Genomic DNA, 12,800 nt, shown 5'->3' on the forward strand with positions numbered 1-12,800 from the left:
ATCGTATTAATAAATCAGTTACAAATATATGAAAAATATTTCTTTATTGGATTTTTACTGCAAAAAAAATCCAAATTCAAAACAATTATTTAGAATTATGCGAACATCTATATTCCTTTTGTTATTCTGCTCATTTAGCTTAATGGCAAAGAATGCAAATTCTCAAAATGCCAAAGTTACAATTAATAAGCAAGATGTCAGACTGGAATCTATATTGAGTGAAATTGAATCTCAAACCAATTACTTATTCATCTATAAAAAAAATGTAGATGTAAATTTGCACAAAAGCATCAGCGTGAAGGCCAGACCCGTTTCTGAAGTATTGTCCATATTACTACATGAATCTCCTATTATTTATAAAATAGAAGGAAACCATATAATACTCACTAAAAAAGAAATTACCCAAACCCCGACAATAAAAAAAATCACCGGAGTGGTAACAGATAGAGCCGGGGAGCCTTTGATCGGAGTTACAATAACAGTAAAGGGTATATCACAGGGATCAATAACTGATATAAACGGGAAGTTTTCATTATCAGCCGACATTGGTGATGTTCTTCAATTCAGTTATATAGGATACATTCCACAAACAATAAAATTAAAGAACTTGAATAGCTTAAAAGTCTTTTTAGTGGAAGATGTTAAGACCTTAGACGAAGTAGTGGTGGTTGGTTATGGCTCTCAGAAACGAACTAATCTAACAGGAGCAATTTCGACCGTTACATCTCAAGAGCTTGTAGACAGACCGGCCAGTAGCGTTACACACATGCTACAAGGAAGTGTACCCGGTCTCAATATCACCACTTCTTCCGGTGTACCGGGTAATACTGCAAGCTTTAATATCCGTGGTACGAACTCAATCAACGGAGGCTCACCATTGGTGTTAGTCGATGGAGTTGAAGGGGACCTTGACCGTGTAAACCCTAATGATATAGAATCAATTTCAGTTATAAAAGACGCCTCCGCCGCTGCTATTTATGGTGGACGTGCTTCATTCGGAGTTATTTTAGTCACAACAAAATCCGGTTCTTCTGATGGGAAAGTACAAATTAGCTATAGTGGGCGTGTTGGTTGGACAGAACCCACTACATCTACGGATTACGAAAACCGTGGTTATTACCATGTTTCTTTGGTTGACCAGTTTTACATTCCCAATAACGGGCGTCGCTATACCTCGTATACAGAAGAAGACATGAAAGAGTTATGGGAAAGAAGAAACGACAAGACAGAAGATCCTGCCCGCCCTTGGACCGTATTGGATAAGAGAAACGGACAGAATGTATACTTATACTACGCCAATACGGATTGGTGGCAATACTTGTTCAAAGACAAGAAACCATTGCAAAGCCACAATATTTCCATATCCGGAGGAACAAACAAATTGAAATTTTACCTTTCGGCTGGTTATAATAGTGAAGAAGGAATGTATCGAAGAAATACTGACAAATTCAGAAGAATAAATTTCCATTCAAGGATTTCCGCAGATATTACTGATTGGCTTAACATTAGTAACAATACTGAATTTTTCAATTCTAATTATACTTATCCTGGATTGGGAGGTATAAATTCGAACATATCTCAAGCCCAGAACCATGGTTTGGCAAGTTTCCCTACCCAAAATCCTGACGGGACAAGCCTTTATACTACTTCACTGACCGACTATGCCATTATGGACGGTTTATTAGTCATATTAGACAGCGAAGGGTTCAGAAATAAAACTCGTAAAGATAACTTCAAGACCACTACAGAACTTACATTAAAACCATTGAAAGGGTTGGAGATAAAAGCTAACTTGACATACATGCTCTATAACCAATACGACATACGCCGGCAATCTAATGGAACATATTCCAAATATCCGGGAGAAACATCCATACTTAATACCGGTAATTTCCAAAATCAAATGTTTGAGCAATTTGCCCCCAATGAATATTGGGCAACGAATGTATTTGCCACATACCAAGGTTCTGTATCCAACAAACATAATTATAAAGTTACAGGTGGTTTTAATTATGAAACTCGTTACAACAAGACTGTTCGTGGCACAGGATATAATCTTCTTTCCGATGTTTTGGATGATTTTAACCTGATAGGAGTAGATCCTGCCACAAACCAAAAACGGATGGAAGTGACAGGAGGGCAAAATGAATATAAACTTGCAGGTTTTTTCGGACGTATAAACTATGACTACAAAGGGATATATTTACTTGAACTAAGCGGACGTTATGATGGTACCTCTCGTTTTGCTTCTGGTCATCGCTGGGGATTCTTTCCTTCTATGTCTGTTGGTTGGAGAGTCTCGGAAGAAAAGTTTTTCAGCAATATGAAAGACTGGTGTAACAATTTAAAGTTCAGATACTCTTTTGGTAGTTTAGGAAACCAACAAGTTGGCTATTATGACTATATCCGCACTATCAGTATAGGAACTACCGGATATTTATTCGGAGGTGCGAGACCATCTTACGCAGACATTTCCGCTCCCTCTGCCGACAATCTGACATGGGAGACTGTACAACAACATAATGCTGGTGTGGATATGACATTTTTGGACAACAGATTAACTTTCACCGGAGAATATTATATTCGGGATACAAAGGATATGCTTACCGCCGGCATCACATTACCCGCCGTATATGGCACTTCCGCTCCTAAAATGAACAGTGCAGATATGCGTACAAAGGGCTATGAACTCTCTGTTGCTTGGCGAGATCAGTTTAAGTTAGGCAACAAACCTTTCTCTTATCAACTGAGTTTTACATTCAGTGATTACATCAGTGAAATCACCAAATTCGACAACCCCGACAAACTATTAGCTAAGACTTATTATGAAGGAATGCGGATTGGTGAAATATGGGGATATCGCGTCGATGGCTTCTTTGCGACCGATGAAGAAGCTAAGAACTATGAAGTAGATCAAAGATCTGTAAACACCACTATCAATAGTTCATCGGGTGAATACCGGGGAGTACGTGCCGGCGATTTAAAATACCGGGATCTGGATGGTAACAAAACTATAAGTATCGGTGAAAACAGAGTCGGAAGCTCCGGTGACCGCGAAATTTTAGGAAATAGTTCTCCACGCTATCAATATGGCACTAACTTGGCTTTCCAATGGTATGGATTTGATTTTAATATATTCTTCCAAGGTATCGGCCACATAGATTGGTATCCAGGAAGAGAAGCCCAAGCATTTTGGGGATATTACAACCGCCCCTACGGAACATTTATTCCGAAGGATTTTCAAAAATTATGTTGGTCAGAAGATAATCCCAACGCTTACTTCCCCAGACCTAGAACAGCTGTTGCCCTTACAGAAAATTCGGAACTTTCAACAGTGAATGACCGCTATCTTCAAAATATTGGTTATTGTCGATTAAAAAACCTGACAATCGGTTATTCACTTCCTAAGTTTCTGACTAACAAAATAGGCCTTGACTTAGTTCGTCTTTATTTTTCCGGAGAAAATCTTGCTTATTGGTCACCAATAAAAACCGACTATGTCGACCCGGAACAAGCCAGACAAGGCGGAACTTTGAAGGTCTATCCTTGGCAAAAAAGTTTCACATTTGGTGTTAATATTAACTTCTAATTAATTTTGACTATATGAAAAATAACATATTCTTACTCATCGCAGCTTCAATATTTATACTGAGCTTTAGTTCATGTGATGATTTACTTGATGTAACGCCGAAAGACAAAATCACTCCAGAAACGTTCTTTTCTACCGAAGCTGATTTACAGGCTTTTAGCACAAATTTCTACAATTCTCTCCCCAAAGACAGAGATCTTTATAAAGATGATGCCGATAATATAACTCATAGTACTCCCAATAGCGCGGCAACAGACTCCCGTACAGTTCCAGCTTCAGGAGGAGGCTGGGAATGGGGATACTTACGGCGTTTCAACACTCTATTGCAATACTCTGTCAATTGTAAGGATAAAACGGTCAGGACACGTTATCAAGCATTAACCCGTTTTTTCAGAGCATATTTTTATTTCGAAATGGTAAAAAGATTTGGGGATGTCCCATGGTATGACACAGAATTATTCGTTTCTGAAACAGACCAATTAAACAAACCGAGAGACTCTCGAGAATTGGTCATGAAAAATATATTGGAAGATCTCGATTTTGCCATCACCAATCTTTCTACAACGCCTTCTGTTTATACAGTAACAAAGTGGACAGCATTGTCTCTTAAATCCAGAGTTTGCCTTTTTGAAGGCACATTCAGAAAGTACCACAATTTAAATCTTAGCACTAATGCCGATTTTTTCTTGCAAGAATCTATAACAGCCTCTAGAGAATTAATGAAGGAAAGCAATTATACCTTATATACAGAAGGTGGAACGAACCAGGCATACCGAAAACTCTTTACTTCACAAAATGCTCCAACAACGGAAGTAATTATGGCAAGAAATTATAATTTAACGTATGATATATACAATACAGTTGGTACATATCACACAAGCGTAGGTGAAGGACGTCCTGGAGTGACTAGAAAAATTATAGCTAGTTATCTGATGAATGATGGTTCCCGGTTTACAGACAATCCCAATTGGGAAACTATGACTTTTGTAGATGAATGCAAAAATCGTGATCCACGTCTTGCACAGTCTATTTGTACCCCAAGTTATCAGCCCATAGTATCAAACAGAAAAAATATTCCAGACCTTAATGCTTGCGTGACCGGATATCAGTTAATTAAATATGAAGATGAAGCAGTAGGAGGAAAAAGTGATATTGATCTCTTCTATTTTAGACTTGCAGAAGTTTACCTTAACTATGCAGAAGCTTTAGCTGAAATCAACCAATTAACTCAAGATGATTTGGATATTTCTATCAATAAATTGCGCGACCGTGTAGGAATGCCCCATCTCATCATGAAAACAGCCAATGCAAATCCAGACCCCTATTTATTAGCAAACACTACCGGCTACCCAAATGTCTCCGGCGCTAATCAAGGGGTAATCTTGGAAATTCGTCGTGAAAGAACAATCGAATTGCTTTCTGAACATTTTCGTTATGATGACATCCTGCGCTGGAAAGCCGGGCAAAACATGAAACAAGCCATATTGGGTATGTATTTTCCATCTCCCGGCGAATATGACCTTAACGGTGACGGACAAAACGATATTTGTCTTTATACAGACACAAAGCCTGGTAATGCACAAGGTATAACATACTTAAAGATAGATTCCGACATTAAACTTTCTGATGGAAATAAAGGTTATCTATCTCCTCATAAAGGCCTCACGCTTTTCTGGAATGAACAACGTGATTATTTTTACCCAATACCCTCTAATGAACGTCTCATCACAAATGGTGCACTTACGCAAAATCCGGGCTGGGATGACGGCTTAAATTTTTAGTCGAAAATATTCAATAGGAAATCAAGTGGAGCTATTGCAAGGATGCAAGTTTTAACTCTCTATTTATGCAATAACTCCGCTTTTTCACCTGAATTCATTTTCAAACTTACCATCTCACTAATATATGGAATTATAAAATACTAATAATTAAAACAAGACCTATGAACTCTAAAAGAAATTTCATTTACAACTTCTTTCTTCTTTCATTTTTTTTTATTGGTTGCTCCAATTCAACAATAGAAGATGAACTAGAAATGCCTCCATTTAACAATGAAACGCCATCCAACTCTCTTTGCGTAGCCCAATTCAATATTCGCTATGACACACCTGAAGATGGACAATACGTTTGGGCAAACCGAAAGACAATGGCAAAAGAAATCATCACATCACATGATTTTGATATCTTTGGCGTTAATGAGTGTCTTTTAAACCAACTGAATGATCTGTTAGAATTAAAACAATATGAATACATAGGTACAGGTCGTGACGATGGAAAAGAAGCTGGAGAGTTCTGCCCTATTCTTTACAAAAAAGAAAGAGTGGAATTATTATATCATGGACAATTTTGGTATTCAGAAACTCCGGACAAGCCGTCTAAAAGTTGGAACTCTTTTTGCAACCGAATCTGCACATGGGGTAAATTCAAAGATAAAAAGACGGACAAATATTTTTTCTTCTTCTCATCGCATTTTGATCATGTCAGCAATGAAGCACGCGTCAACTCCGCAAAGTTACTTGTTCAGAAAGTACAAGAAATAGCAGGAGATCTGCCTTACTTTTGTACCGGTGATTTAAACTGTGACCCAGATGAAGAACCTATTTCCTTTATTCTAAATTCCGGACTATTCAAAGATTCTTATAGCATATCAGAGACTACCCCGAAAGGTCCTGCAGGCACTTTGCATTATTGGAATTTCGATTTCAACCCAGAACATCGAATCGACTATATTTTAGTGGAAAAAAGCATTAAAGTTCTCTCCTTTGAAACCATTACGGATGATGCGCGTCAAGGACGATTTTCTTCCGATCATTATCCTATTATGATAAAAGCAGAATTATAATGAAGACAAATTAACGTGAGCCTGACATAGTGAGTGCCCATAGACTAGCAAACGTCTGCATACCAAGAAGGGGCCTCACTTCTGTTTACACATTCGATTGCCGACAGCTGTTAATAGTTAAAAACAGTTGCCAGTATAGTTTTTGTCAAATTTGCACACAAAAATATTACCATAACACAATACATATGACAAATGAATTTGCAGAAAACAATTAATACTCAAAAATATATGAACTATAAAAAATGGATTATCGGATTATGTATACTCAATATACTACCAGCTCTCTCTCAAGAATATAACATAGAAAATATTCATATTGATGGCTATATCGGCAATCGCATTAACACCTGCATAGAACATCGAGTAAAATCCCAAAATACAGACCACCTAATCGAGCCTTTCAAGCATCGAAACGAGGATCATCTCTGGCAATCTGAATTTTTCGGAAAATGGCTACTCGGGGCAATAGCTTCATACCAATATACAAAGGATAAAGAATTGTATAATTTGATAACAAACAGCGTAGAAAAGCTCATGAATACCCAAACAAGTGATGGATATATAGGAAATTACAAACGAGAAGCACAACTGACCAATTGGGATATTTGGGGAAGAAAATACACTTCGCTCTCCTTGCTTTCTTATTATAGGCTCACCGGCGATAAAAAAGCCTTGAATGCAGTTGAACGACTGATAAACCATCTCATGGAACAATTACAAATACATAATATTAATATTGCTGCAACCGGTTATTATTTAGGCATGGCCAGTTGCTCCATTTTGGAGCCTGTGGTTTATTTATACGATATTACCAGAAATCCCCGATATTTATCTTTTGCCAAAAGCATTGTTTCTTCTATCGAACGGGAAGGGAGTTCTCAACTGATAACTAAAACATTGAAAAACATTCCTGTTTCTGAGCGTTCCGCTTTTCCAAAATCTTGGTGGTCATTCGAAAATGGTCAGAAAGCTTATGAAATGATGTCATGTTATGAAGGGCTGATAGAACTTGGCACCATAGTAAATGATCCTTTTTACATAAAAATTGCAGAGAAAGCAGTAAACAATATCCAAGAAGATGAGATTAATATAGCAGGTTCAGGAGCCGCTTTTGAATGCTGGTATAAAGGAAAGGAGAAACAAACATTGCCTACATACCATACCATGGAAACTTGCGTCACATTTACTTACATGCAACTATGTCATCGCCTGCTATGCAAAACCGGCAACTCGTTCTATGCAGAAGAATTTGAACACACCATGTACAACGCTTTGATGGCAACCATGAAAAATGACGGCAGTCAAATCTCTAAATACAGCCCATTGGAAGGTCGAAGACAACCCGGCGAAGAGCAATGTGGTATGCATATAAATTGTTGTAACGCCAATGGACCAAGAGGGTTTGCTCTAATACCCAAAACGGCTTGTACAATAAAAGACAACCACATTTATCTCAACCTCTATTTACCTTTACAGGCCACTATTTCACTAAATAAAAAAAATAAAGTTCATTTAAATGTAGAGAGCGATTATCCTATACATGGTAAGGTAAATGTAAACATAGGAGTACAAAAAAAGGAGAAATTCACGCTTGCGTTACGTATACCGACTCAAATAGAAAAGATGAAAGCCTATATAAATGGAGAGGAGCAGGAAATAACGCATAAAGGAGGCTACCTATACATAGAACGTATCTGGGAAAATGCGGATAAGGTGACACTTGATTTCAAGATAGAAACCAAAGTCGTAAAACTAAATAATTCTCAAGCCATAGTACGCGGTCCTTTACTTTTCGCACGAGACAGTCGTTTCAACGATGGTGATATAGACGAATGTGCAACCATTAAGTGTAACAATCAAGGTGTAATACAAGCGAAAATTAAAAAAAACAAAACAGGAACCTTCCCTTGGATCACACTTACAGTTCCTGCCGTATTGGGTACGGATTTAGAAAACGTAGAAAACAAGACTCCCAAACTTATCAATTTTTGCGACTTTTCTTCTTCTGGCAATGATTGGAATCCCAATGGGCGTTACAGGGTATGGATACCACAAACATTCCATGCCATGTCCGAACCTTATAAAAAGTACTAAATATGATAGCCTGGCTTGAAGGAGAACCAGCCATTACGGAATATTAATCGTGTTATAACAATGAAAAAATACAATAAAATAAAAAAGATACTATTTACAGCTATTTGTGGAGGGTTATTTATCGCCTGCCAACAACCGCATAATGTCAATGACCCGCTACAGGTCCTTTGTTTAGGAAACTCTATTACAAAACATCCGATAAAAGAAGATATCGAATGGTTTTCCGATTGGGGTATGGCTGCTTCCAATATAGAATATGACTATTGCCATCAATTGGAAAAGATGCTTTGTAAGTATCATCCGAACTCAACTGTCACCCCCTTAAACATTGCATCTTGGGAGCGTAATCTATCATGCGATATTGACTCCCTAATTGGATCTTATTGCAAAAACAAAGATATCATTATTATACGTTTAGGTGAAAATGTACAAGATGTTACCACTTTTCCAGATGCAATTTCACGACTTGTGAAATATTGTCAGAGCAAAGCAAAGCGTGTTATTATTACCGGTTGTTTCTGGAAAAACGACAGTAAAGAACGGAGCATCATTCATGCCGCACGAACCAACGATCTTACTTACGTGCCACTCTATTGGATAGATAATCTATATAATGTCCGCCCACAAATAGGCGATACACTTTATGACATAAATAAGAAGCCATATGTAATCACTCAAGATTTTATCATAACGCATCCCAATGATGAAGGAATGCAAATGATTGCAGAGACTATTTGGGGAGTAATACGTTAATTTAACACACCCCTCTACATTTTATGTGATTCATGTTTCTTACAGAAAAAGCACTTCTTCTTTCTGCGAGAAACTTAGAATTTCAAACATACTTTTAACGATTATAATTATATGAAACACTTTAACAATATCCCTATAGTAACAATACTCTTGTTTTCTTATATCCTAACCTTATATTCAATAAAGACACACGCATCTGCTTTGACTTCCGAACACGAAATCTACAAGGGATTTATTAATCCACCACAAGAAGCAAAACCAAGAGTATGGTGGCATTGGATGGACGGTAATATTACGGAAGAAGGAATCTATAAAGACTTATTATGGATGAATAGGATCGGAATAGGAGGATTTCATCAATTTGACGCTTCCTTGTATACCAAACCGATTGTCAAAGAACGGCTTGTATACATGACTCCCAAATGGAAAAAAGCCTTCCGCTATGCCATCCATCTAGCAGACTCTTTAAATATGGAAGTCGGTATAGCCAGTGCTCCAGGATGGAGCTCAACGGGAGGTCCTTGGGTAAATCCTAAAAATGCTATGAAAAAACTAGTGTGGCGAACATTCACGGTAGAAGGTCAAAAAATGTTTTCCGGGAAACTACCAAGCCCATATACCACGACAGGGGAATTTCAAAATATCCCCATACGAAACATGAACAACTATACCGAATATTACGAAGATATTGCCACGATTGCCGTACGATTGCCAAGCGAAGAATTATCGTTAAATGAGTTAGATGCTGAAATAACTTCAAGTGGTGGTAATTTCTCACTACATAAACTTACAGACGGAGATTTTACAAATGCCGAGCTTCTACCGTTCAACCCATTTGATAAATATGGTTGGATAGAATATTCTTTTCCCAAACCGCAAACGATAAGAGCTTTATCTTTTGTCAGTGGCCGTTTGCGTACAGAATGGCGTTCAGAATCTCCTCAAACAGTAAATTTTCTACAATGTAGTGACAATGGGGTTGATTATCGGATGGTTTGCGGAATTCCGGATGGAGGTAATGCTCAGCAAACCATATCTATTCCGGAAACAACAGCACGTTATTTCCGGGTACTTGTTCCTAATCCTACAAACAATGCTCCGGGTACTCAAATACCAGAATTTGTATTACACCCGACTGTAAAGATAAATCACACAGAAGAGAAAGCGGGGTTTTCTTCTCCGCACGACCTGATGAACTATCCAACACCGGAAACAAATACTCCCATTGATAAAAAAAATGTTATTATATTAACGAACAAGCTCGACTCGAACGGCATTTTAAAATGGAATGTCCCAGAAGGGAAGTGGCGCATTTACCGTTTCGGCTATTCACTTACAGGTAAACGCAATCATCCTGCCCCAGCCGAGGCTACCGGTTTAGAAGTGGATAAACTTGATCCGGAAAGTTGGCTTTCATATTTTCGCACTTATATGGATATGTATAAAGAAGCTGCCGGCGGTTTTATGGGAAAACGCGGAATCCAATATATTATAACGGATAGTTACGAAGCGCATTGGCAGACTTGGACCCCATCGTTACCTAGCTTCTTTAAGCATAAATATGGATATGATTTATTACCTTGGTTGCCTGTTTTAACCGGCGAAATCATAGAAAACACAAGTGAAAGCGAGTGTTTTCTTCGCGATTGGCGCCTGGCTATCGCAGAATTGTATCGTAAAAATTATGACCGCATAAATTCTATTGTAAAAGAATATGGTTTAAAAGGACGATATACAGAAGCTCACGAAAACGGAAGAGTATATGTAGGTGATGGAATGGAAATAAAAAGAACGGCAACATTCCCCATGGCAGCACTTTGGATGCCTAATTCCGGTGCCTGTTCATCACAACAGATGGGACAAGCGGATATTAGAGAAAGCGCTTCAGTCGCCCATATCTATGGACAAAACATTGTAGCAGCTGAATTTGGCTCTGCTATAGCCCACCATGCATATGCATGTTGTCCAGAAAACATTAAGCCTATCGCAGATAAAGCTTTAGCAAACGGATTAAATCGTTTTGTTATTCATGAGACATCGCACCAGCCTGTGGATGATAAAATACCGGGACTTGGATTAATACAATACGGGCAATGGTTTAACCGCCATGAAACTTGGGCTGAACAAGCAAAAGTATGGATAGATTATCTTGCGCGCAGTAGTTATATGCTTCAACAAGGTAATAATGTGGCAGACATTTTATACTATTACGGAGAAGATAATTGTATTACAGGTTTATATGCACATACTCTTCCGGACATACCTGCAGGATATGAATACGACTTTATTGACCCATATGGATTTGTGCATGATATCAAGATGGACAAGAAGTGCTTGTTAGCTCCTTCCGGACGAAAATATTCTATTTTAATATTAGGAGAGAATACCAAAGTAATGTCACTCAAAGTATTGAAAAAAATAGCATCTTTGGTAGAAGAAGGTGTTGCTGTTTTAGGCAGAGAACCTATTTTTCGCGGAAGCAATTTGGATAATGCTGATGAATTTAAAGCGTTAGTAACTTCCATCTGGCATACCAACCGAAAAAACGTCTATACCGATACTCCTATAGAAGAAATCCTGGAATCAACAGGTGTGCAACCGGACTTTATATACCGCAATAATAAACATATAACTTTAAAATACAGACACCGCTTGCTTGATCATGGTCATATTTATTGGGTCAGTAATCCTTCTGATAAAGAGTTATATACGGAAGTTTCTTTTCGGGTATCTGGATTGAAACCTGAAATTTGGCATCCTGAAACCGGACTTTCAGAGGATGTTTCTTATGAGATGAAGGACGGACGGACTATTGTTAAATTCTCAATGGTACAAAATGATGCTGTATTCGTTGTATTTATAAAACCCACTAAACGTATAAAACAAGAGATTCCTTTACCTCACAAAAAAGAATTAACTACAATTGATTCTAACTGGACTGTAAAATTTCAACCTAAAATAGGAAATTCCGAATCTCTTTTAATGGATAGTTTAGTTTCCTTCACCGACTACTCATCTCCTTCCATCCGATACTTCTCTGGAACTGCTACTTATACTAACTCTTTTATTATCAAACCGGAGAATTATAAAAAATCGGATAAGCTATTACTTGATATGGGATCAGTTAAAAATATTGCAGAGGTTTATGTGAATGGAAAAATATGCGGCACATTTTGGAAAGCTCCTTTTATTGTTGATATAACCGCTGCAATCAATCCTGGAGAAAATACTCTGGAAATAAAAGTCACCAACCTTTGGAGAAATGGACTAATAGGTGATCAACAAAAAGGTGTAACTCCCCAATATTATACATCCTACCATTTTTTCAAATCTGATTCGGCATTACTACCTTCTGGATTATTAGGGCCTATAAGATTAATAAAATATTGACACATCTCATTCTTTAAGAAAGTATCTGAAAATGAAGTGACCCCTAAAAGTTAGACAAAAAATTTTAGGAGTCACTTCATTTTCAGATACCCTCTTCTCAATTATATAATATTGCAAACTATATCTATAATT

6 protein-coding genes are annotated in these 12,800 nt (G+C 37.6%); all 6 read left to right on the top strand.

Annotation, left to right across the window (positions count from 1 at the left end; translation table 11 throughout):
- Window positions 1-28 precede the first annotated feature (28 nt).
- The 6 genes from DXB58_RS08215 (at window position 29) to DXB58_RS08240 (ending at window position 12,668) form a co-directional block, all read left to right on the top strand.
- Window positions 29-3,589 (top strand): TonB-dependent receptor, encoded by a 3,561-nt coding sequence (locus DXB58_RS08215; RefSeq protein WP_122136496.1) that lies wholly within the window; start codon window positions 29-31, stop codon window positions 3,587-3,589.
- Window positions 3,590-3,603: 14 nt separating this feature from the next.
- Window positions 3,604-5,370: a RagB/SusD family nutrient uptake outer membrane protein gene (locus DXB58_RS08220; protein WP_008998194.1), complete on the top strand. Its 1,767-nt coding sequence runs from the start codon at window positions 3,604-3,606 to the stop codon at window positions 5,368-5,370.
- Between the two features lie 161 nt (window positions 5,371-5,531).
- Complete coding sequence (locus tag DXB58_RS08225) at window positions 5,532-6,431, top strand: endonuclease/exonuclease/phosphatase family protein (protein ID WP_004324299.1); 900 nt, start codon at window positions 5,532-5,534, stop codon at window positions 6,429-6,431.
- A 192-nt stretch (window positions 6,432-6,623) separates the two neighbouring features.
- The gene (locus DXB58_RS08230) at window positions 6,624-8,525 is read left to right on the top strand and encodes a beta-L-arabinofuranosidase domain-containing protein (protein ID WP_225473442.1); all 1,902 of its coding nucleotides are present in this window, start codon (window positions 6,624-6,626) and stop codon (window positions 8,523-8,525) included.
- Between the two features lie 60 nt (window positions 8,526-8,585).
- Complete coding sequence (locus DXB58_RS08235; protein ID WP_229036760.1) at window positions 8,586-9,278, top strand: SGNH/GDSL hydrolase family protein; 693 nt, start codon at window positions 8,586-8,588, stop codon at window positions 9,276-9,278.
- A gap of 111 nt (window positions 9,279-9,389) precedes the next feature.
- A complete protein-coding gene (locus tag DXB58_RS08240) occupies window positions 9,390-12,668 on the top strand; it encodes a glycosyl hydrolase (RefSeq protein ID WP_004324296.1) in 3,279 nt (1,092 codons plus the stop codon).
- The last annotated feature ends 132 nt before the right edge of the window (window positions 12,669-12,800 follow it).

Source organism: Bacteroides sp. OM05-10AA (genome assembly GCF_003439055.1).
GTDB lineage: Bacteria > Bacteroidota > Bacteroidia > Bacteroidales > Bacteroidaceae > Bacteroides > Bacteroides intestinigallinarum.

What these genes read in the sequence shown, in the direction of transcription:
- DXB58_RS08215 (WP_122136496.1), top strand. Translation starts at nt 29, where the DNA reads ATGAAAAATATTTCTTTATTGGATTTTTACTGCAAAAAAAATCCAAAT.
- DXB58_RS08220 (WP_008998194.1), top strand. Translation starts at nt 3,604, where the DNA reads ATGAAAAATAACATATTCTTACTCATCGCAGCTTCAATATTTATACTG.
- DXB58_RS08225 (WP_004324299.1), top strand. Translation starts at nt 5,532, where the DNA reads ATGAACTCTAAAAGAAATTTCATTTACAACTTCTTTCTTCTTTCATTT.
- DXB58_RS08230 (WP_225473442.1), top strand. Translation starts at nt 6,624, where the DNA reads ATGAATTTGCAGAAAACAATTAATACTCAAAAATATATGAACTATAAA.
- DXB58_RS08235 (WP_229036760.1), top strand. Translation starts at nt 8,586, where the DNA reads ATGAAAAAATACAATAAAATAAAAAAGATACTATTTACAGCTATTTGT.
- DXB58_RS08240 (WP_004324296.1), top strand. Translation starts at nt 9,390, where the DNA reads ATGAAACACTTTAACAATATCCCTATAGTAACAATACTCTTGTTTTCT.